This is a genomic window from Streptomyces sp. NPDC002853 (genome assembly GCF_053591915.1).
On record NZ_JBSFUS010000004.1, the window covers coordinates 24739 to 45347 of the forward strand.

At 69.4% G+C, this 20609-nt stretch carries 25 protein-coding genes and 1 pseudogene; 15 read left to right on the plus strand and 11 right to left on the minus strand.

Annotated features, from left to right (window positions below; genetic code table 11):
* Nucleotides 1–20 precede the first annotated feature (20 nt).
* The 3 genes from ACWD02_RS11225 (at nucleotide 21) to ACWD02_RS11235 (ending at nucleotide 2637) form a co-directional block, all read left to right on the plus strand.
* Nucleotides 21–485: a hypothetical protein gene (locus ACWD02_RS11225; protein ID WP_451207591.1), complete on the plus strand. Its 465-nt coding sequence runs from the start codon at nucleotides 21–23 to the stop codon at nucleotides 483–485.
* Nucleotides 486–706: 221 nt separating this feature from the next.
* Nucleotides 707–1684, plus strand: a complete 978-nt coding sequence (locus tag ACWD02_RS11230) for a VOC family protein (protein WP_451207594.1) — start codon at nucleotides 707–709, stop codon at nucleotides 1682–1684.
* Nucleotides 1685–1719: 35 nt separating this feature from the next.
* Nucleotides 1720–2637, plus strand: coding sequence for a SigB/SigF/SigG family RNA polymerase sigma factor (locus ACWD02_RS11235; RefSeq protein ID WP_451207597.1), 918 nt, complete (start codon nucleotides 1720–1722; stop codon nucleotides 2635–2637).
* A gap of 61 nt (nucleotides 2638–2698) precedes the next feature.
* Here the strand turns inward: ACWD02_RS11235 and ACWD02_RS11240 are convergent, their stop codons facing one another.
* Together ACWD02_RS11240 and ACWD02_RS11245 are read right to left on the minus strand one after the other, a co-directional pair.
* Nucleotides 2699–3079, minus strand: coding sequence for a hypothetical protein (locus tag ACWD02_RS11240; RefSeq protein ID WP_451207600.1), 381 nt, complete (start codon nucleotides 3077–3079; stop codon nucleotides 2699–2701).
* A gap of 53 nt (nucleotides 3080–3132) precedes the next feature.
* Entirely contained in the window at nucleotides 3133–3735 is a 603-nt protein-coding gene (locus tag ACWD02_RS11245) for an XRE family transcriptional regulator (protein ID WP_451209140.1), read from the minus strand.
* A 405-nt stretch (nucleotides 3736–4140) separates the two neighbouring features.
* Between ACWD02_RS11245 and ACWD02_RS11250 the strand changes: the two genes are divergently transcribed.
* Complete coding sequence (locus tag ACWD02_RS11250; RefSeq protein WP_451207603.1) at nucleotides 4141–4524, plus strand: DUF6415 family natural product biosynthesis protein; 384 nt, start codon at nucleotides 4141–4143, stop codon at nucleotides 4522–4524.
* A 171-nt stretch (nucleotides 4525–4695) separates the two neighbouring features.
* Here the strand turns inward: ACWD02_RS11250 and ACWD02_RS11255 are convergent, their stop codons facing one another.
* The 5 genes from ACWD02_RS11255 to ACWD02_RS11275 form a co-directional block, all read right to left on the minus strand.
* Nucleotides 4696–5229: a polyketide cyclase gene (locus tag ACWD02_RS11255; RefSeq protein WP_451207606.1), complete on the minus strand. Its 534-nt coding sequence runs from the start codon at nucleotides 5227–5229 to the stop codon at nucleotides 4696–4698.
* 103 nt (nucleotides 5230–5332) lie between these two features.
* Nucleotides 5333–5896, minus strand: coding sequence for a DUF3291 domain-containing protein (locus tag ACWD02_RS11260; RefSeq protein WP_451207608.1), 564 nt, complete (start codon nucleotides 5894–5896; stop codon nucleotides 5333–5335).
* 32 nt (nucleotides 5897–5928) lie between these two features.
* Entirely contained in the window at nucleotides 5929–6606 is a 678-nt protein-coding gene (locus ACWD02_RS11265; protein WP_451207611.1) for a helix-turn-helix transcriptional regulator, read from the minus strand.
* A 781-nt stretch (nucleotides 6607–7387) separates the two neighbouring features.
* On the minus strand, nucleotides 7388–7627 hold the full coding sequence (locus tag ACWD02_RS11270) for a hypothetical protein (protein WP_451207613.1): 240 nt from the start codon (nucleotides 7625–7627) through the stop codon (nucleotides 7388–7390).
* Between the two features lie 112 nt (nucleotides 7628–7739).
* Nucleotides 7740–7997 (minus strand): hypothetical protein, encoded by a 258-nt coding sequence (locus ACWD02_RS11275; RefSeq protein WP_451207616.1) that lies wholly within the window; start codon nucleotides 7995–7997, stop codon nucleotides 7740–7742.
* A gap of 161 nt (nucleotides 7998–8158) precedes the next feature.
* Here ACWD02_RS11275 and ACWD02_RS11280 point away from each other — a divergent pair, with 161 nt between their 5' ends.
* The 4 genes and pseudogenes from ACWD02_RS11280 (at nucleotide 8159) to ACWD02_RS11295 (ending at nucleotide 11005) form a co-directional block, all read left to right on the plus strand.
* Nucleotides 8159–9358, plus strand: a complete 1200-nt coding sequence (locus ACWD02_RS11280) for a transcriptional regulator (RefSeq protein ID WP_451207619.1) — start codon at nucleotides 8159–8161, stop codon at nucleotides 9356–9358.
* A gap of 145 nt (nucleotides 9359–9503) precedes the next feature.
* A pseudogene (locus ACWD02_RS11285) lies at nucleotides 9504–9957 on the plus strand (TetR/AcrR family transcriptional regulator).
* A 52-nt stretch (nucleotides 9958–10009) separates the two neighbouring features.
* Nucleotides 10010–10510, plus strand: a complete 501-nt coding sequence (locus tag ACWD02_RS11290) for a hypothetical protein (RefSeq protein ID WP_451207622.1) — start codon at nucleotides 10010–10012, stop codon at nucleotides 10508–10510.
* Between the two features lie 57 nt (nucleotides 10511–10567).
* Nucleotides 10568–11005 (plus strand): glutaredoxin domain-containing protein, encoded by a 438-nt coding sequence (locus ACWD02_RS11295; RefSeq protein WP_451207624.1) that lies wholly within the window; start codon nucleotides 10568–10570, stop codon nucleotides 11003–11005.
* Nucleotides 11006–11309: 304 nt separating this feature from the next.
* Here the strand turns inward: ACWD02_RS11295 and ACWD02_RS11300 are convergent, their stop codons facing one another.
* Nucleotides 11310–11726: a CBS domain-containing protein gene (locus ACWD02_RS11300; RefSeq protein WP_451207627.1), complete on the minus strand. Its 417-nt coding sequence runs from the start codon at nucleotides 11724–11726 to the stop codon at nucleotides 11310–11312.
* 391 nt (nucleotides 11727–12117) lie between these two features.
* Here ACWD02_RS11300 and ACWD02_RS11305 point away from each other — a divergent pair, with 391 nt between their 5' ends.
* Nucleotides 12118–13014 carry an ANTAR domain-containing protein gene (locus ACWD02_RS11305; RefSeq protein WP_451207630.1) on the plus strand — a complete coding sequence of 299 codons (897 nt, stop codon included), beginning with the start codon at nucleotides 12118–12120 and terminating at the stop codon, nucleotides 13012–13014.
* Nucleotides 13015–13070: 56 nt separating this feature from the next.
* Here the strand turns inward: ACWD02_RS11305 and ACWD02_RS11310 are convergent, their stop codons facing one another.
* Entirely contained in the window at nucleotides 13071–13955 is an 885-nt protein-coding gene (locus tag ACWD02_RS11310; RefSeq protein WP_451207633.1) for an NAD(P)-dependent oxidoreductase, read from the minus strand.
* A 48-nt stretch (nucleotides 13956–14003) separates the two neighbouring features.
* On the opposite strand from ACWD02_RS11310, the gene ACWD02_RS11315 reads away from it, so the two are divergent.
* Nucleotides 14004–14411, plus strand: coding sequence for a MerR family transcriptional regulator (locus ACWD02_RS11315; protein ID WP_451207636.1), 408 nt, complete (start codon nucleotides 14004–14006; stop codon nucleotides 14409–14411).
* Between the two features lie 39 nt (nucleotides 14412–14450).
* Here ACWD02_RS11315 and ACWD02_RS11320 read toward each other — a convergent pair whose 3' ends face one another.
* Both ACWD02_RS11320 and ACWD02_RS11325 read right to left on the minus strand, forming a co-directional pair.
* Nucleotides 14451–15854 carry a lipase family protein gene (locus ACWD02_RS11320; RefSeq protein WP_451207638.1) on the minus strand — a complete coding sequence of 468 codons (1404 nt, stop codon included), beginning with the start codon at nucleotides 15852–15854 and terminating at the stop codon, nucleotides 14451–14453.
* Between the two features lie 20 nt (nucleotides 15855–15874).
* On the minus strand, nucleotides 15875–16189 hold the full coding sequence (locus ACWD02_RS11325; protein ID WP_451207641.1) for a hypothetical protein: 315 nt from the start codon (nucleotides 16187–16189) through the stop codon (nucleotides 15875–15877).
* A 223-nt stretch (nucleotides 16190–16412) separates the two neighbouring features.
* On the opposite strand from ACWD02_RS11325, the gene ACWD02_RS11330 reads away from it, so the two are divergent.
* From ACWD02_RS11330 to ACWD02_RS11350, 5 genes are all read left to right on the plus strand, one after another.
* On the plus strand, nucleotides 16413–17060 hold the full coding sequence (locus ACWD02_RS11330; protein ID WP_451207643.1) for a TetR/AcrR family transcriptional regulator: 648 nt from the start codon (nucleotides 16413–16415) through the stop codon (nucleotides 17058–17060).
* A 198-nt stretch (nucleotides 17061–17258) separates the two neighbouring features.
* The gene (locus ACWD02_RS11335; RefSeq protein WP_451207646.1) at nucleotides 17259–18647 is read left to right on the plus strand and encodes an AMP-binding protein; all 1389 of its coding nucleotides are present in this window, start codon (nucleotides 17259–17261) and stop codon (nucleotides 18645–18647) included.
* Nucleotides 18648–18745: 98 nt separating this feature from the next.
* Nucleotides 18746–19228, plus strand: a complete 483-nt coding sequence (locus ACWD02_RS11340) for a MarR family winged helix-turn-helix transcriptional regulator (RefSeq protein WP_451207649.1) — start codon at nucleotides 18746–18748, stop codon at nucleotides 19226–19228.
* Entirely contained in the window at nucleotides 19225–19701 is a 477-nt protein-coding gene (locus ACWD02_RS11345; RefSeq protein ID WP_451207651.1) for a MarR family winged helix-turn-helix transcriptional regulator, read from the plus strand. The genes ACWD02_RS11340 and ACWD02_RS11345 overlap by 4 nt, the downstream gene beginning before the upstream one ends.
* A 490-nt stretch (nucleotides 19702–20191) precedes the next feature.
* Complete coding sequence (locus ACWD02_RS11350) at nucleotides 20192–20593, plus strand: nitroreductase family deazaflavin-dependent oxidoreductase (RefSeq protein ID WP_451207654.1); 402 nt, start codon at nucleotides 20192–20194, stop codon at nucleotides 20591–20593.
* Nucleotides 20594–20609: the final 16 nt, after the last annotated feature.

The following is a 20609-nucleotide window of genomic DNA, read 5'->3' on the forward strand; positions in this document are numbered from 1 at the left end:
GGGCGGGGCTGAGGAACCCCGTGGACGAGTACCGGCAGCTACTGCACGAGCTCGATACGGCGTTTGCGGCGCTCGCCGTCGCTGACGCGCGCCGGCGCGAGCTCTGGGCCGACGAACTCGGCGATCTCCTGGTGTCGGGCTGCTTGGAGCCGGCCGACGCCGAGCGCGCCGTCGGCCGGCTCGTCGGGGTGGCGGTTGCCGACGCGGAACACGCGGTGCGGGAGTCCGCCCTGCACGCCGTCGGTGAGGCCTGCGCTCGGCACGAGATCCGCTACGAGGTCCTCGCTCCACTGGCCGCACAGGTCGACGCCTTCGCACCTCCGCTGTTGGAGTACGTCCTGTTCAGCCTGGCGGCGACGCACGACAGGCGTGCTCTGCCATCCGTCGAGCCGTTCTTGGCTCACCCCGATCCCGGCGTGCGCGAGGAGGCCCGGCTCGCGGTGGCCGAGCTCCGCGCGCCCAGAGCCGGGCCCTCTCCACTCTGAAGTTCGGCGATCCTCAAACGGGACAAAAGGCATGTTTCACACGCCTACCCCGCCCCGCCCCGCCAGGGAGCGGTGCGCGGGGCTTTGGCACCGGCCAGGTCAGGGCCTTCGTCCCCCGGATGGGTGAGGAAGGTCCCGGTATGGCGCCTCCCCTCTGCGGAACCACTGGCGAGACCGCCGGAACCAGATGGGGAGAGGGCGCTGTGCCAAGGGACATCGGTGTGAGCAGAGAGCGTGAGCAGCAGCGGCGAGAGGGGGCCGCCCCGCACGCGAGAGTCCGGGGCCGGGAGACAGGGCGCGCGGGGACCGGCGTCAGGCCGTTCCGCAGGGCCGGAGGACTGCGCCTGGTCCCGCCGCCGGGCGAACGGCAGGCCGCCCCGTACGGCAACGGCCCGCAGCCGGGCGCCGCCGGGACCACAGGAACCACGGGGACCACGGGGACCGCGGGGACCACAGGGACCACGGGCAGGAAGCGTGGTGCGCCGTGCTGGCTGAGCCTGGCCTCCGGTGACGCCCTGGCGGCCAAGGAGTTCTACGCCCGGGTCCTCGGCTGGTGTCACGTCCCGCTGATCGGCCCGCAGGGCAGGGCGCGGTTTCTGGCGCTGCGGGCCGGCGCACCGGTGGGAACCCTCAGTCAGGCGACGTGCGAGACGGGCGTCTCGGCCGGGTGGATTCCATACTTCGGCGTCGATGACGTCGACTTCACGGTGGGCAGGCTGCGTGAGCGCGGTGCCACCGTCGCCGTAGGGCCGCTGAGCACCGAGACCGGCCGGCTCGCCCTCGCGGCGGGGCCGCAGGAAGCCGTGTTCGGGCTGCGCCAACGCGCCCCCGACCAGCGCTGGAAGGTGGGCGCGGGCCCCGTCGCCCGGCTCGAGCTGCGTACCCGGGACGTCTTCGCCGCCGCCTACTTCTACGGGGACGTACTGGACTGGGCCGGCGCGTTGGGTGACTGCTGCGAGGTGGAGTACGCCCGCGGGCAGATCGAGGTGCGCGACGGGCTGCGCACGGTCGCCGCGTTCAAGGACGCCACGCCGTCCGGTTGGCACCCGTGCTTTCACGTGGCCGACGTCGACATGGCCGCCGTGGCGGCCATCGGCTGGGGCGGAAGTGTCATCTCACCGCCCGTAGGGGCCCGATACCGGCGCGAAGCCGTGCTGGCGGACCGTGAGGGCAACACCTTCACGGTCACCGCGGGCTGAGCAGTGCAGAACGAGAGAGAGCGAGGAGTCAGACCATGTTTCTGCAGGCAGCGGCGGACGTGGACGAAACCGCCGAGCCGGCCGAGTGGCCGCGGGGCGAGAGCGACGGGCTGCGGGCCCGCGGCGAGAGCGACGGGCTGCCGTGGATCGAGGAAGCCGACCAGGTCGCGCCGAAGGACGCCCGGGAGCTGTCGAAGCTCTTCTTCGAGGAGCTTCGGACACTTGAGGAGGAGTCACCCGCCTACCTGTACACACGCAACACCCTCATCGAGATGAACCTCTCCCTGGTGCACTACGTGGCCGGCCGCTACCGCAACCGCGGCAACGGCCAGTTGGAGGACATCGTCCAGGTCGGGACCGTGGGCTTGATCAAGGCGATCGACCGGTTCGACGTCGACCGCGGCTTCGAGTTCGTCTCCTTTGCCGTCCCTTACATCCTCGGGGAGATCAAACGCTACTTCCGCGACACGAGCTGGGCCGTCCACGTACCGCGCAGACTGCAGGAACTGCGCCTCCAACTGGTCAAGTCCCAGGAGCTGTTGTCCTCGACGCTCGGCCGCGAACCGACGGTCACGGAGCTCGCGGCCGAACTCGGGGTGACGGAGGAACAGATCTTGGAAGTGATCGTGGCGGCCAATGGTTACGCCGCCGGGTCACTGGACAGCCCGCGCAGCGAGGGCGAGGAGGGCGGGGCCCACACCACCGGCCGCTCCCTCTCCGACACCATGGGCCAAGAGGACCCGGCCATCGCGGTGTTCGAGGATCTGCACGCCCTGGCCCCGCTCCTGGCCGGCCTCGACGAACGCGAACGCCGCATCATCGAGATGCGTTTCGGCCAGGAGATGACCCAGGCCCAGATCGGCGCCGCCCTTGGCCTCTCGCAGATGCACGTGTCACGCCTCCTGTCGAGCACACTCGCCGCTCTCCGCACCGGCCTCCTGTGCCACGAATAGGCAGGCGAGTCGACATCTGGGGCCGGGCAGCACCACTGCCCGGCCCCAGATGTCGAGTCGCCTACGAGTCGCGCCGCTCGACCAATTCCTTCAGCCGGGCGATCTCGACAGCATGCTCGTTGAGCCTCTGCGATGCCTTGCCGCTGGTGTGGAGCAGCGCACCCGCGACGGACGCCGGCACGGAAAGACCGAGGATGCCGAGCATCTTGGGCCAGTCCCGCCGGGCGCCGCACGAATCGGAGTGGATCGACCCGGAGTTGGCCGTGGGCCCGTCCGTGAACAGCCGCGACTCGCACGAGGTGCCACCGGCGTCGTAGGGCAGGACCATGGCCAGGGCGAACCACACCCACAGCGCAATACCGGCGGCCAGCAGCAGAAAACCCCACGCCTCCGCGTTCTTGGCGCGTTTCTGGAGCCGCGCGTGAGAGGTGGTCGGGTTCATGACAGAGGAATCTAGCAAGCACGCGAGCACCACTCAGGAGGCACGAGGACCGGTCAGGTCCGGTCTCGGCGACCCGACTCCGACACGGGCCTGGACCTGGACCACAGCTCCTCAGCGTGTTCTGCGAAGCGGTCGAACATCCCGCCTTCCTTGACCCTGCGAAGGTGCATGAGGGGCGAGTCATGGCCAACGAGCCGTGCCAGGTGAGGAGTCACGAGCTCTTGGTCATCGAAGCGGAAGACCGAGAGGGACACGTGATTCACCGCGTCCTCCGGCGCACTGAAGTGGACTTCCAATCCGTCCAGGTCCCCGACGCGCGTCAACTCCTCAAGGGTCATGTGGATGCGCGTCGAGACCGTCAGAGCCACGTCCTCGATGACCTCGCGTTGGCGGGTCACCTCCCCGTCCGGATCCCCCAGGAGGAAGCGCACCCGTACGCCCTGCTTGGTCTTGCGCCGGAGCACCTGGGAGAACGCGGGTACCTGGGTCCAGAAGAAGTAGTTGGTGAAGCCGCTGAGGAAGAGATCGTTCCGGGACTCTTCGATCAAGGAAGCCCAGAGGGTCGAAGGTGCTGCGGAGCGGTAGGGAAATGACTCAACGATCTCCAGGTCACCTCCCGTTTTCAGCCTCTCCTTGATGGCTTTGGGCCAGAGCATGTCTTCATCCACTCCCAACGCGCGGGCAGCGTCTTCCCTGTTCCGAGCATGTGGCACCAGATCTTCGTCTGCCAACCAGCGCTCCACCGTCTTGCTTGTAACCCCGATGCGCGCGGCCAAGCGCCGTGGTGACTGGTGAGCCGCATCCATAGCCTGACGAAGCGTCGTGTTCAAGGCTTCTCCCCCCGACATTTGGGCCTTCTTCAGGCTAGCGCCCGTACAGCTCAACTGTCGCTGCGCGGGGGCGAGATACGTCCTTTGAGGAGGTCGACTCTCAACAGGCGACCCGGGCACGGGCGCGAGGCTACCCGGACCCCGTAGCCGGTCCGTGCGTGGGCTCCAACGTAGACCGCCGGACCACATGCAGCGCGATCCGGCGGCTAGCCGACCAACTAGGAGTCGACCATGCCGCACCGCATCGCTACGGCCCGCACCACCCAGCATCCGGGATCGATCCCGATCGACGTCGAAAGCATGCGTGCGACAACCCGTCGGCTGATCGGGGAGGACGCCGACGTGCCCACCCCGGAGGAACTCGACACCCAGACCCTGACGCTCCGGGGTCACATCATGCTGACGATTCCCGAGGTGGAGTCAGCAGCTTGGAAGCTTGCCGAGGACGATGTCCCCCGCGCGTGCGCTCTCGCGTGCATCGGCGAGGCCAGGGTGAAGCTGGGTACGGAAGCCCGTCCGGGGCTGCCCGCTGGTATCGCTCACGCGCAGCAGCTGGCTCGCGTGCTGAACACATTGGTAGATCACTTCGAGAATCTCGGGGGTGATCGCGTGTGACAGTTCCCAGCCTGGCCATCTGCCGCCCGTGCGGCGACGTTCTCCAAGACCCGAGGACGGGGTTCCTATGGGCGCCGAGCCCACCGGGGAGCGTTGGGCTCGGGCCATCTCACCGATGTCTGACCGATGTCTGACATCCGGGGGCGACACCCAAGGGTTTCACGGCCTGACCTAGGGTTTTGCGTCCCTCCTGGGTTCACACGGACGGTGAGGACGGGTTACGACCTGTGCCAAGTGGTGCAGTGAGTTGGTGAGATGCTCGGGTCCGAACGGCGGGAAGTCGAGGTACTCGCGGATGAACTGCGGCACCGCCGACCAGTCGTAGGTGAGCGTGACTTGGGTTTCGGTCGGGCCGAGCGACGCGAGTGCGTATCGCCAGACCCAGCCGCCGAACTCCAGGCGACCGCCTTCCTTCTCCTCGCCCGTCAGCCAGCCGATGGACCGAGGCGGGTCGAGGACCTCGACTTTGTTGGCCACCTGGTAGTCGCCGTCCGGATGGTTGGGGTGGTACATGGCCATCCGGAAGATCTGTCCCTCCTCGGTCAACGGCGCGCGGTCGACGGGTTCCTGGACCCAGCCGGTGCCGTCGATCGCGGAGTGCGTCGTCGGGTCCGCCAGCACCGCGAACACCGCGGCGGCGGGAGCCTCGACGGTCAGGGTGGCGCTCACGTACTCCTGGTCCACGATGCGCACGCTCCTCGTCATCTCGTCGGGTCCTCCGCGGACGCGGAAGGGGGGCTTCCCCCATGAAGGGGTGCTTCCCTTCATACAGACGGACCGGCGAGGCGGAACTCATCGGCGCCCCGGGCTACACCACAGCGGCATCCCCGGCGGGCGTCGGCCGCGCGCCCGGCACGGTCTGCTCGGGCCGCGTGGGCCGCGTGGGCGCAGCGGCCTGGAGGTGGTCGGCGGACTCGGCAGCGGTGTAGGACGAGGCGAAGGTGAACGCGCGCGGCGATGGTCCGTGCGCCCGCAGGTCGGCCAGCCGCTCCAGGGCCTCACCGACCGTCGGCACGTGCCCGGCGGGGACCCACCACAGGACCATGTGCGACTCGATGTGCCGCTCGAACCACTCGCGGCGCCGCCGCATCACCTCCAGGTGCCCGCTGCGGTAGGTGAAGTCCCACAGGGCCTCCTGGGTCTCCCACACCGACAGGTTGACGATGACGTCCTCGCCCGCCGGGCGCATGCCGGTGGCGTCGGCCGCACCCTCCTCCACCAGCCGCCACACGAAGCCGGGGGCGTCGTCGGCAACGGCGTTGATGGGATTGAGCAGCTCGACGAACGGCGCGATGCGCTCGTCGTCGAAGGGGTGGAGGAGCGTGGCGACATTGAGCTCGGCGAGGTGGGCGGCATGCTCGGATGCGGTCATGGCCTCATCCCAGCACGCCCGGCTTTTCTATGTCAATCATCATTGTTTTTAGAAGAGTCGAGCACCACACAGCACTCCCCCGGCCGAGCGTCCATACGAGCGTGAACGGGACCGTCCGCGCCCAGAAGCCCCTCCAGCAGCGCGAGATTCATTCCGCAGACGAGCGGCGGAAAGCGCTCGGCCACGGCGTGAAAGGGGCAGTTGCGCATGCGAACGACCGGTACCCCGCCTTCCGCCCCCTCGGCGTCTTCCAGGTGCGGTTCGTAGCCGCGCGCGGCCAGCATCTCCATGGCCTCTTCGAGGCCGCCGCAGGGCGTCGCCGCGCCCCGCAGGGCTTCGCCCCGGCGCCGTGCGGCCGCACAGAGCCCGGCGTCGAGACCGGCCTGCTCGGCAGCCTCGGCGAGCAGCTCGGCGGCGGTGCGGTAGTCGCGGGCGGGCAGCGACACCGACCGCTCGCCCGGCGCCCGCGTGTACACCTTGGCGGGGCGCCCCGCACCCGGCCCCGAACGCCCCGTCAGGCGTCGACTGCCGCTCTCCAGCAGCCCGGCATCCGTCAGCTTGTCCAGGTGGTGCGCGGCAAGGGTTCGCGCCACCCCGGCCGCCTCGGCGGCTTCGTTCCGGCCGACTTCCCGGCCTTGCGCCGCCACGTACTCGTACAGTCGGCGCCGCACAGGGTCCTGCAGCACCGCGATCGCATCGATGTCCTCCACCCGGCCATTCTAGGAACAACACAGGTTGGAGTTAGAAAGGCGTGGCCCGTCGAGCCGAGTGCCACGCCCACGCTCAGCGCACCTGCGGGCACATCCGCCCGTACGTCTGGCACTTGGTCTCGAAATCCGGGGGCAGCCAGTTCCCGCCCAGGAGCCGAGGGTGGGCCGGATCCGCCGCGCAAGACCTTGCAATGGGAGAAGGATGGCGTGGCTCGACTCCAGGTTGTGCTCGGCGCTCAGGCGTTCCTCGGCGCTGGCTACGGCGAGAAGCAGGCCTAGCTCAGCGGTGAAGTCGAGTTCGGCGCGCGCTTCGTGCTGCCGCCCTCAACCACACTCAAGGCCCTCCGCAGGTGCTCCACCGCCTGATGTGTGAGGAGACGTCGTGATCCTCATCGAGGTCATCCGCACGACGTGGGCGCACTGGTTCGTGATGGTGCTCGTCGCGGTCGCCATTGTCAGCGTCGTCATGTACGCACGCGACTGACCCCGAGCAGCACAACGCCCCCGTTCCTCCCCGGCGAATTCCAAGGAGCGGGGGCGTTGCCACGAGCGGCGGCGGGGGCCTCGGGGGGCGACTCGCCGCGCCCGATCTAGGGGCCGCTCTCCTCAGGCAGGGGAGCGCCCAGGCTGTCGCCCGGATGCTGGTCGAGCGGCAACATTCCGAGCGCCCTGCGGCACGGCGGGCAGAGGTAGATGACGCGTCCGCCGACGGACGCCGTATGTTCCAAGGCGACCGCGACAGGCTCGTCCGTGTCCTGGTCGCACTCGCGGCAGATCTTGGTCATCGCAGGGGCACCTCGCACTCAGGCGCGCACGCCCACAGTTCGGCGGTGACCTTGCGGCCGTAGTGGTCCCGGTACGTGACTGTGCCGAGCAGCCTGTCCCGGAACAGCCGTGCGCCACAGAGAGCACAGGCCTGTTCGGACAGCTGGAGTCCGCTCAGCGTCTTCGGATCGGGGAGTACCTCGGTCTTCACGGTCACGACGTCGCCCGCTTCCTGCGGCACGACGGGCAGGAGCACGGCGGGTACTTGTTCATGCTCGGGAGTCCCACGCCCATGGTGTCCACGCGCTTGGTACCCGAGTCCTCCGTGACGGCGCCCTCGCGCGTGATCCTGTAGGTCCGGATCGTCATCATGGCGTCCGCCCCTGCATCACCGCGTCCACGCCGACGCGAAGGATCTCGTCGTCGTGCGCGAGCCGTACGAACTCGGGGCTGACGTCCCACTCCTTGCCCCCGCGCGGGGGCCGGACTTGCACGTATGCGCCTCTGTGCCCCATGACGCGTGCGAGCCGCAGCCGCGCCTCATCGACGACCAGGACGCCGACGGGGTGCTCCGCGGTGTCCGCGGGCGCCGTTCCCTCAGTGGCTTGCGTGTGGCTATCGTCCATGGCGTCGGCTCCTTCACAGTCGGCCATGCCCCCGGACCGCGCGCGAGCGGTTGCGGGGGTCTGTACCTGTCGATGCTTCGATGGCTGCGAACTGGGGAGAAGTTGACGAGCGCTGACTAACGTGGGTAGTCAACGGTCAACGCCCCTTACGGAGTCCGACCATGAGCGAGTTCGTTACCCGTGCCCGTGCCGCTCTTGCGGAGAAGAACATCTCGATACGTGGGGCCGCACGAGCGCTCAACTACGACGGAGCGTTCGTCTCCCGGGTATTGAGCGGGAAACAGCGGCCGAGCGCGAAGCTAGCCCAAGGACTAGATCAACTCGTTGGTGCCGAGGGCGCGCTAGCGGCCCTGGCCAGGTGTGATTCCCAGCCGGCGATCAGCCCGAAAGATCCGCCATGGGACGCGGAACCCGGCTTGGACGACGACCTAGAGGCGCTGGAACTCGCGCGACGCGTCGAAGCGTCCGACGTCGGCACCGAGACTCTCGACCGCCTCGAAGGGGCCTTCGACGGGCTGGCTATGGCGTACCAGACGGCCAAGCCATCTGCTCTCCTGCGCGACGTACGACGGCACTCCTCGTACGTCACGAGATTGCTGGACGAGAAGAAGACGCTCAGCGAACACCGTCGTCTGCTCGTACTCGGCGGATGGCTGTCACTGCTCGGCGCAACCCTTCACGTCGATCTCAAGGAAGGCGCCGCAGCCACGTCCAGACTCCGGACGGCGGCGCTGCTCGCTCGGCACGCCGAGCACGCAGAGATCCAAGGGTGGGTCTTCGAGACGCGGGCGTGGACGGCACTCATCTCGGGCGACTACGGGCAAGCCGTCGACCTGTCCCGCGCAGCCCAAGCCATTGCCCCGCGCGGCGGCTCCGTCGCGATCCAGGCAACCGCGCAGGAGGGGCGGGCACGGGCACGACTCGGTGAGAAGACCGAGGCATACAACGCCATCGACCGCGTGCAACACCTCGCTTCGACCATGGTCATGAGGGCGCGACCGGAACATCATTATCAATACGATCCGCGAAAGGTCGTGTCGTACGAGGCGACCACTCTCGCGTGGATCGGCGATCGCGCAGCCGAGACGTCCGCGCGTGAGGTGATCGGACATCCTGCCCCCAGAAGCGATCCGGGCACGTGGCCGCGCCGCATCGTCACGGCTCACCTCGACCTCGCGCTGACGTTGCTCTCCCTCGATCGACTAGACGAAGCGACAGACGCAGCCTTGAAAGCGATCTTGTCCGGACGTCTCCTGCCTGCGAACTACTGGCGTGTTCTGGAGATCGTCCGGGCGGTCGAGGCGCGCAAGCTCCCCGAGTCGCTTGAACTGCGAGAGGCGTACGAGGATCTGCGCCCCTGACGATCACTTGCGATGTTTGCGATCGAAATTCGACACCTGCACACCATCCCACCTGGGCGATCATCGTTCGGCGGAGGTGCGCCCGAACGTCACGAGGCCCGCGCGGCGGAAGCGACGCATCAGGGAGGATTCGGCCCGGGCGAAGATGGCGATCTACCGGCACTTCGAGACCAAGGACGCACTGGTCGCCGAGTGGCTGCGGATCGTCGCGGCCGACTACGGGGCGGCCTTCGACCGGGTCGAGGCAGAACACCCCGGCCGCCCCCGGGAGCAGATCCTGGGCCTGGCTCGTTTCATCGCCGAGGGGCTGCCCGCGATCTCACACCGGGGCTGCCCGTTCATCAACTCCCTCGCCGAGCTGCCCGACCGAGGGAATCCCGCCCGACGGGTGATCGAGGAGCACAAGGCGCACCAGACCCGCAGGCTGGTCGGGATGTGCACCGAGGGCCGGGCTGCCCGATCCCGCGCAGACCGCGGCCGAGATCACTTTCCTGCTCGAAGGCGCGCAGGTCAGCACGCAGAACGGGAGCATCGACGAGGCGGGGGATCGGCTGCTCAGAATCATCGAGGGGATCATCGACGAACGGCGGCTTCGATGATGCCGCCGACCTGGCGTCCGACACCCGCCGCGACATACGAGACGGTGGCCAAGTGAGCGAATGGTGGGGCCGGTTGGAGGGCCAGGCCCGTCGCGAGGTCGACGCGGACGTGCTGCGTGACCGCCGGATGGCAGCGGTCAAGACTGTCTGGGAAGCCTTGCGCCCCATGGGGTTGGGGCTGATCGAAGCACAGGGGGTGGTCCACTCGCGGTACGAGGCTCTCGGCGACCAGGTACGGCGCAAAGCCCCCGACCCGCTCGACACCTCCTCCCTCGCGGCCCGTGCCGCGGCTCTCCCCGGCCGCGTGGTTGCCGTCGAGGCCCTGTGGGACGGCGACACCGTGCACGACTGGTTCGTGGAGCTGATCGCGGTCCTGGACGAACCGCGGGGAGAAGGCCGCCTGGCGGTCATCTACCCGCTCCCCGGCCGCTCCCCCGCGGGCGCCGCCGCCGAGGCCGGCCGCGCACTGGCCGATCACCTCGGCGTGCCCTTCCGCTTCGCCTCACCGGACATCCCTGACGACCGGGCCCCGCACCGGCGGACACCTGGGTGACCCTCTCGTGCAGGGGCGCTGTCGGGGTGCTTCGGCTCGTCGATAGCCTGCGTCCTCATGATGCGCGCCTGGATCGTTCCCCTGCTGCTGGTGGTCTGCGGCTCGTTCGCCTCGGCCGGGTTGGTCTCCGGGGGCAATCCCGGCGCGGCCGCGGCAGTGCTGCTGGTGCTCGTGCTCCTCGCGGGGGTGCACTCCCCGCTGTTCTTCCCACGGTCGATCGGTGCGCTGGAGGCACAGCGCCGCGCCGCGGCCGACGGTCGGCCGATCGTCTACTGGCGGTCGGGCTGCCCGTACTGCCTGCGACTGCGCATCCGGCTGGGTCTCGACGCCCGCCGGGCGCACTGGGTCGACATCTGGCGTGATCCGGCGGCAGCCGCCGCGGTGCGGGCGGTCAACAAGGGCAATGAGACCGTGCCGACGGTCTTCGTGGCGGGCCGACCGCACGTCAACCCCGCTCCCGCGTGGGTACGTGAACAGATCCGCCCTTCCCCGTGACGGGGAGCGCCGCCCTGCCGGGCAGCGGCCCCCGACGCCGGTTCGAGGGCGGCCCGTTCGTGAGGGGGCCGGCATGGGGACAGGCAGCGCTCGCGGTGGGACGCTGTGCGTGTCCGGCCGTCGCCGCGCGAGTGCGGCGGCGTCCGGGGGCGTGAGGACCGAGGCTCCCCCTCGATCGGCTCTCGCGCGACATGCCCCCGGCGGTGCGAGGCCGCGGGAGTTGCCTCGCCGCCGCGCACGGAGGGCGGAGGCTGGGGCCGTGTCGTCGGTGGCGCAGCTCCAGTCGACCCCGGCCCGCCCGGTGTCAGTCGGTGGAGAGCGCGTCGAGAAGCTGCCCGGCCTTGGGGTCCTTGAGGGCCCGGGCGGCGTCGGCGAGGGCCACCATGCCGACGAGCCTGTGCCCGTCGATCACGGGCAGCCGCCGCACCTTGTGATGCGTCATGGTCGCCACGATCTCGTCCGCGCTGTCGTCGGCACCGATGGTGACGGCCTCACCCTGGGCGAGTTCGCCGGCCAGGACGGTGGCCGGGTCCTTGGACCTGCCCAGCACCTTGATCACGATGTCACGGTCGGTCAGGACGCCCTTGAGCCGGTCGTCCGTCCCGCAGATGGGCAGCGCGCCCACACCCAGTTCGGTCATCTTGCGGGCGGCGTCGAGCATGTTCTCCTCGGCGTCCACGCAGTGCGCGCCGCCGGTCATGATGTCGCGTGCGGTAGTCATGTCGGGATCCTCCGCTGAACGTATGGGGCATTGCCTACTGGTGGTGGTCGGTCATCGCCCCCCTTCGATCGTCCGATCGGGGCTCTCCGGGTGCCCTGCGGGGGTCGGCCAAACCCGGGAGCGGGACAGCTTCAGGCCGTTCTCGGACGGGTCGGCAGAGAGCGACCACCGGAGGGTGCACAACCATCCCCAAACCCGGCACATCACCTCCAACCGTCACCGCGGGCGGCTGACTTCCAGGGCCGGTCGTCACATCCTCCACACCTCGGGTTAAGGTCACCCCTGGTGTGTGAGCGGCGGTCCTCTTCGGCGAACGGAGCCGGGGTGGGCGGCGCCAGTGACGTCGCGGCGCTGCTCACGATCGACGAGGAGTACGGACCAGGGTGCCGCCATGGGAGACAACGTGACGAACATTCCGTCTGTGCCCCCGTCCGAGGATCAGCCCTCGCCTCAGGACTCCTCCGCCCTCAGGGCCGAGACCGAAGAGCTGAGAGCCACCGCCGAGCAGCTGCGCGGCCAGGTGTCCGAGCTGGAGGTCCAGGCGCGTGCACGCCCCAGGATCGCCATGGCCGAGGGCGTCCTGGTCGAGCGGTACCGCCTGGCGAACGCGGAGGCGGCGTTCGCGCTGCTGCGCCAGGCGTCCCAGCGAGCCAACATCAAGCTGCACCAGATGGCCGCCGCGGTGGCCCGGACGCCGGGACCGGCACCCGGCGCCAAAGCTTGGTTCGGCGGACGGTCACAGCAGCCGACACCCGACCTGACCGCGCTTGAGGCGGGACCGCTCAACCCTGCCAACCAGGGCGAGGTGCTTGGCGCCGCCCTGCAACGCGTCCTGACTGTCACCGGTACGGACATGGGTAACGTCCAGCTGGTCGAGGACGGTGTTCTGCGGATGGCGAAGCACACCGGCCTGCCCCGTCAGTTCACCGACTACTTCGCGTTCGTCGACGGAAAGACCGCCTGCTCGCGGGCCGCCGTCGCCAGCCAGCAGGTCACTGTCAAGGATGTGGCCTCGTCGGCCGGTTTCGACGAGGAGACACGGCGGGTGATCCTCTCGGCCGGCAGCCGGGCCTGCCACAGCATTCCGCTGATCGACGACCAGGGCGTCGTGCACGGAGTCATCTCCTCTCACCACGCCGACCCCCTGGTGGGTCTCGACCAGGCGCAGTTGCAGGCACTGGAGGCCGTCAGCCGCGCCGTCGGCACCTGGATCAAGTGGCACCAGCACACCGTCCTGGTCGACGCCCTGGAAGACCTGCACAAACTGGCCCTCGCCTCCCGCCAGTAGCGGTCGAGCTGATCGCGTCGCCGCCACCGGCCGGAGGCGCCGGGGCCGGCGGCCGGTCAGTCGACGCGGGGCTTGGTGAACTCTTCGATGAGCACGGGATACTGCTCGCCACCGTGGCCCGCGGCGATCGCACGGTCGGCCATGGCCTTGATCAGTCGCGGCAGTTCGGCGTTGACCCCCACCGCCTCGCTCTCCTCGACCAGGTGAGCCATGGCCCGCGCGTCGGTCTCCAGGGCCGACACCTCGGCCGGGAAGGTCCCCTTGTCGATCTGCTCGGCGTACCCGGGCAGCCATTCGGCCACCCCGGCGGCGATCTGCCGCGCGAACGGCGCGTATGTCGACGCGTCGACACCGGCCGTCCTGAGCATGGCGGTGCCCTGCAGCCAGGCGTTCAGGACGCTCCACATCATGGCCAGGCCCGCCACGTCGTACAGGGACGCGAGGCCGTGGTCCGCACCGAGGTAGGTGACGGTGCCGAGCGCGTCGAGCGTCGGCTTGTGGGCCTCGAAGTCCGGCTCCGGTCCGCTGTGCAGGATCACCGCGTCGGCGGTGCCGATCCCTGGGGGGACGGCCATGATGGCGCCGTCCAGGTAGCGCGCGCCGCGCTGCTCGGCCAGGCGCGCGGCCTCCCGGGCCTGGGCCGAGTCGCCCGAGGTCAGGTTGACCAAGGTCGTGCCGTTCAGGGTGACATCGCTCGCGTCGAGCAACTCGTGCATGGCCTGGTAGTCCGTGAGGCAGATGATCGTAAGGGGGCTCGCCTTGAGGGCGTCTCCGACGGTGGGCGCCAACCGCGCTCCCTGGGAGACCAGTTGGTCAGCCTTGGCGGCCGTGCGGTTCCACACGGTGGTGGGGTGGCCTGCTCTCAGGAACGCGGCCGCGAGGGCCTGGCCCATCAGGCCGAGTCCGATGACGGATACAGGTGCAGCGGTTTCGTTGTTCATGGCAGCATCCTCAACGTTCATACCGGTATGAAGGTCAAGTGAGGTTCGATGCGCATCGGGGAACTGAGTCGTCGTACGGGCGTCAATGCCCATCAGTTGCGCTATTACGAGGCCCAGGGCCTCCTGGAGGCGGACCGCAGGGCGAACGGCTACCGCGACTACGACGAGAACGCCGTGCTGCGGGTGAAACAGATCCGGCACCTGCTGGGTGCGGGCCTGTCCTCCGAGGACATCGCCTACGTACTCCCCTGCGCGGTCGGGGAAGCACCTGAACTGCCCGGGTGTTCCGAGCTGCTGTCCGCGATGCGGTCGCGGCTGGAGAGGCTGGACGACCAGATGCACCGGCTTGCGCAGTCCCGTGACGCCCTCGCCGTCTACATCGAGGCGGCCGAGCGGACGGGCAGCGAGAACTACCCGCCCTTCGGCGAGGTGGGCCAGGAGCCCGTCCCCGCCTGAGGCGTGTCGTGGTCGGGGTGAGGACGGGCGATCACGGGGTCAGGGCTGAAGCGGCATCTTCCAGCAGTTGGAGTTTGCCGGCTTGCCGGAGATCCGGTCGGTCAGCCAGGAGACGGCGTCGCCCTGGTCGGTGATGAGGGGCACGAGGTGGTTGGTGAGGATTTTGTCGCCGAGGTTCGGCAGCGCGATGGGTTCGTAGGTGACGTTGCCGCCCTTGCGGCACCAGTCCACGGCCAGTTGCCGGGCCTGGCCGTGCGGAACGATGTCGTCCTGGACGCCCGTCGCCAGGCGCACCGGTCCGTTGGGCTTGAGCGTGCCGATGCGCTGCTTGTCCAGGGCCGCCTTCGCCCGGGGGTCGGCGGCGATGATGTCCCCGACGGACTTGCCGTCATTGGTCCACTTGTTGCTCTTGGTGAAGCCGTAGCCGAACAGGGCGTCACCGACGCACATCGTCGATGCGTCCTTGAGCGCGGCCTTCCCCGCGGTGTTGATGTGTGCCTCGACGACCGCACGCAGGTCGGGATCGGCCTGGGCGAAGCCGGTGATCGACCAGGCAAGGGCGCCGGCCAGCGCGCTGCCGTCGATGCCCTTCATGACCGAGGTCAGATCCGCGGGCGGTGCGCCGGCGTAGGTCCCGGCCAGGCGAACGTCGGGGGCGTAGGAGGACTGGAGTTCGGCCGCCGCGGCGCTGGCTCCACCGCCCTGGCTGTAGCCGTACAGGCCGGTGCGGGACTCCGCGGTGACCGAGGCGCCGGGCACGGAGCGGGCGGCGCGGGCCGCGTCCAGCAGGGCGTGCCCCTGGTCGAGCCGGTTGACGTAGGTGTGTGCGCGGTCGGTGGCCCCGAGGCCCACGTAATCGGTGACGACCACGGCCGCCCCGGTGGCCAGGATGCGATAGATGGCCAGGGCCTCGTACCCCACGGACACGGTTTCGCCGTTGAGAGTCAGGGGGTGCTGGAGGGCGAAGGAGGGAGCGCACTGGTCGCCCTGGCCCATGGTGCCCGAGGCCACCGCGACCAGCGGGCGCGGCCCTGGTTTCGTCCAGGCCGCCGAGGGCTCGATGTAGGCGCCGGTCACCGCGACGGGCTTGCCGGTCGAGTCGGTGGACTTGTACATCAGGCGGCTCGCGGTGCCCGGCATGGGGCGCCCGTCGAGGCCGGGAATGCTCAGCCCGAGCGGCATGGGTTCGGTACGGATCAACGCGCCGTTGACGGAGGGGAGTTCGGCGGGCGGGTTGTAGAAGGTGGGGATGGTGACTCCCCGGGAGACGACGGGCTCCCCGTCGGCCGCGGTGGCCGGTGCCCCCGACAGGCCCACGCAGACGGTGCCGACGACGACGCCTGCCGCCAGGCGCAGCCGGGCCGGAGTGACACCGCGCATCGCCGACTCCTCGCGATCCACAGGGATTTGGGCCGAACGGGAAGTGGGTCTGTGGCGGCTCATGGTGTGCTCCTCGCTCGGATTCAGATGGTCGTGTCGATGTCGTGGGCGGTGATGGCGTCCATCGCCCGTTCGACCACGGCGGCGATGGACGTGGACGGGTTGCGCGCTCCCGTCGTGCCGGGGGTCAGCGCGCCGTCGAGGACGTAGAGGCCGCGTTCCCCGCACGCGGCCGTCGAGGTCGCACACGGCACCCATCGCCCCTCCGCCCAGTGGGGTTCTTCCCAGGTCAGGCACACTCCGTCCGTCGCGGCTGAGGCGGTCGGGCGCGGCAAGGCACTCGCCGTCACGAGTCCGGCGGCGCCGGTGCGCAGGGCTCGTCTGCCGGGAGGGGGCATGAGTGGCTCCTTGGCGGGCGGGACGTGGGGAGGGAGGCGTCTCCATCGACGGCACGTACACATCGGCGCACGCTTTGACGCGCGCATGACACAAAAGCCAACGCGGGTTACCCGCTGGTTACTTACGCGAGAGTAAGGCTGGGTGTCAGTCTGTGACAAGGCGTCTGCATGAGTCATCTGAGGGCTCGCTATGCTGCCGAGATCCAGGAGAGGAGAGTCGAGAGTGCGCGAGGCGCCATCCACGGAGCGCGGACGGACGGCGGAAGCCGACGTCAGACCGTCGCTCGTCCAACGACGGAAAGCGGCTCTCCGCTTCGAGATAGCCCGGGAAGCCGTCCGCCTGTTCACCTCACAGGGCGTCACCGCCACCACAGGGGAACAGATAGCGCAGGCGGTGGGAATCTCCGCCCGCACGATGTGGCGCCACTTCCCCACCAAGGAAAGCTGCGTACTGCCTCTCCTCTCGGCCGGTCTCGACTTCGCGGTGGAACAACTGCGCCACTGGCCAACGGACATGAGCCTGCTCGACTTCTTCGCGGAGACCTGCAGGATCGGCGAGCTGCCCGCCGACACCCCCGTCATCCTCGACCTGATCCGGATGACCTCCACCGACCCGGCCCTGCGCTCCGTCTGGCTCCAGGCCCACGACGAGGCACTGCCCGTACTCGGCAAGCTCCTGGCCCAGCGGTCCGGCGGCGACGCCGACGACCTGAGCGTGAAGGTCCACGCGGCGACCCTGAACGGCGCGTTGCGCGCGGCGGCGGAGGACTTCGCCCAGCGGTACGCGGACGATCCCGAGGCATCCGGCGCGGAAATCACCGCATGCCTGCTCGCGGCCCTGCGTGCGGCGGCCGAGGGACTGCCTTACTGAACCCGGCGCGAGACGCGACCCCGGACCCCTGAAAGGCGGCGACCCCGGTACTGCCGAGAGGCGCCGGCCCCTGAGCTGCCGAGAGGCGCCGACCCCGGAACTGCGGCGCACAAGTGCTGGTTGTCGCTTCCGCATCCAGCATGCGAGTGTGAGCGGCCGTGATCCACATGGTCACGCGCCCCGGAAGGAGTCTGGACCATGCTGGACGGCTGCACCCCGCACCTGCCCGAGACCATAGGCCGCCACTACGACCGTGGTTACTACCAGGGTGCCGCCCTGCCCCAGCTCCTCGCCGAGCACGCCCGCGTCCACACCACCCGCACCGCCCTGGTCCACGGTGAACGTCGCCTCACCTACCGTGAACTGAACCGCCGCGTCGACCGCATGGCCGCCGGACTGACGCTCCGGGGCGTCCGCGCAGGCGACCGCGTCATCGTCCAGCTCCCGAACGTGCCCGAGTTCGTCATCGCCGTCCACGCCCTCATGCGCGCCGGAGCCTTCCCGGTGCTGGCGCCCACCTCTCACCGCGCCGACGAGATCGGGCACCTCGCCCAGGTCACCGAGGCCGCCGCCTACCTAGGGCCCGGCGTGCACCACGGCTTCGACCACGCCAAGATGGTTTCGGCGCTCAGCGACGACAATCCGCGTCTGCGCCGCGCCTTCACCCTCGACGGCCCGGACGGCGCTCAGGGCGGCTTCTCCACCGCCCCCAGCGGATGCCTGTTCTTTCCGCTCAGCTCCCTGGACGCCCCGCGCGACCCGGATCGCGCGTACGACCCCAACGACGTCGCGTTCCTCCTGCCGTCGGACGCAACCGCAACCACGACCGCGCCCCGGCTGGTCCCGCGCACCCACAACGACTACGCCTACCAGACACGCGCCGCGGCCGAACTCATCGGCCTCGGCCCCGAGGACGTCTACCTCGCGGCCATCCCGGCCGCGACCGACTTCGCCCACGGCTGTCCGGGCATCGTCGGCGCCCTCGCCGCCGGAGCCACCGTCGTACTGATCGACGATCCCACCGGCACGTCGCACACGGCCGAAGCGGCCTTCCGCGCGATCGAGACGGAAAAGGTCACGGTCACCTCACTCACCCCCGCTGACGCACAGCTGTGGCTCGACGCCCTCCCCCACGGCCCACACCACCACGACCCGCACGAACACGGCCCGTACGCACTCTCCAGCCTGCGCCTCCTCCAGACCGTGGGCGCGCCTCTCGACCCGGACGTCGCGGCCCGCACCAACTCGGCCTTCGACTGCCGCGTCCAGCAAGTCCTCGGCATGGCCGAGGGGCTGTTGTCCCTCACCCGCCTCACCGACACCGACACCGACGACGTCATCCGTCACACGCAGGGTCGTCCCCTCTCCCCGGACGACGAGATCCGCATCACCGGCCCGGACGGCACCGACCTGCCCGCAGGGGCTCCCGGTCACCTATGGATGCGCGGACCCTGCACCCTGCGCGGCTACTACAAGGCCCCCGAGGAGAACGCTCGCGCCTTCACCTCCGACGGCTTCCTCAAGACCGGCCACGTCGCTCGCCTCACCGACGACGGACACCTGGTCGTCGAGGGCCGCGTCTCATAGCTGCGGCCCCGAACCCCGGGTGCTGACGCTGAGTGCCAAGTGCTGAGGCGCAAGAAAATAGTAGCCATGTACATAGTAGCCATGTACCGTACTTTGCTGTGAGTACAGCAACTGAAGGCGCCACGGCGGGATTTCTGATCTGGCGCCTGTCCATGAAATGGCGGGTGGCCGTCGACCGGGCGGTCGGACCGCTGGGCCTCACCCATGCGCAGTACGCCTTGATGGCGTCGCTGTACGGCATGTCGCGCTCCGGGCAGCAGCCCAGCCAGCGCCGGCTCGCCGACCACACAGGGCTCGAGGCGCTGTACGTCTCCAAGCTCGCCCGCGCCCTGGAAACCGCCGGGCTCGTCGCCCGCACCCGCGATCCGAACGACCCACGCGCCATGCGGCTTTCACTCACCGAGCAAGGACTCGACGTCACACGCCGAGCGATCAAGGTGGTCCAGGGCCTGCTGGACCAGTTGCTCGAACCGCTCGGAGGACAAAGCAGCCCGCGTACACGGCAGTTCACCCACGAGCTGGCGATCCTGCTCGAAGCACCTCTTGATCCACACACCGAGAACAACGAGGAGCAGACATGACCACCACCGCACCCATACCGGCCTCCACCCCCGCACCCACGACCAACGGCCGGGTCGTCGCCCTGGCTCACTACGCCTCACGCGCACTCCTGGAGGGCGTACTGACCCGCCACGGCGCGACGTTCGAGCAGAGCGTGACGCTCCGGGCCCTCGTGAGCGGGGGCGGGTCCATGGGCACCGACGCACTCGTCGGCGACGTCATCGGCTCGCTGAAGGTCGACGCGTCGGTCGTGTGCGGCGTGATCGATGATCTGACGGCCACGAGGCTGCTGGAGAAGGACCCGGCGGACGCGTCCCGGATCCGCCTGACGGACGCCGGGCGGGAACTGCACGACAACACCGGCGCCGAGGCCGCGGAGATCACCGCACGGCTGTACGCCGGCATTCCGGCCGAGGACCTCGCGACCGCGGGCAGCGTGCTGACCTTGGTCACAGAGCGCGCGAACGCGGAGCTCGCGGTCACCTCACGGTGAGTCCGTGACCGTACTCCTGAGCGATCCGGGTCCGGCCGAGTTCTTCGTGCGTCGCCTGCGTGCACCACATGCACGTGTCTCCCGCGTAGACCAGGGAGTCCAACCAGTAGGCGCCGGTGAGGAGTTGGCCTTGGGGCTGCACGGGGTGCATGCCTTTCGTGTCTTCGTCCATGTTCCGCCCAACGAGGCCTGAGGGCAGGGGTATTGGGGGCGCAAACGCACCACCCCCGCAAGCCGTCCATACGCCTGAAGTTTCCTCCGAGGTGTCTTCGGCCGAGAAGGAGTGGGTAGACGGGTGCCTTTGCACGCTGACCGGGCGGTGCGGCGCGGTCGGGCGGTTCGAGGCGGTCGTGCCCCCTCGCCGGGGTGTCGTTAGGCCGGGCGCGCCGATTCGCGGCCACGCTGGCGGGAAACCGCGGAGTGACCATGATGAGTTGGTCAGCGCAGGCAGAACACGCACGATCCAGCGAGTACACGAAGGAGACAGCAGATGCTGTTCGGCAAAGAGCACGTCGATCGTTACGTCGAGACCGATGGCGAGGTGGGCCACGACTGGCAGGACACCACGGTGCTGATCCTCACCACCACCGGCCGCAAGAGCGGTGAGCAGCGCAGCACTCCCCTGATCTACCAGCCCTACGGCGACGACGTGCTCGTGGTGGCCTCCAACGGCGGAGCCGACCAGCCGCCCCTCTGGTTCCGCAACATCGAGGCGAACCCCGAGGTCCAGGTGCAGGTGAAGAGCGACCGCTACACCGCCCGTGCGCGTACCGCGACCCCGGACGAGAAGCCGGACATGTGGCGGACGATGGCCGCGACCTGGCCGGCCTACGACGACTACCAGCGCAAGACCGACCGGGAGATCCCGGTGGTGGTCCTGGAACGCGTCTGAGGCACGGGTCGACAGG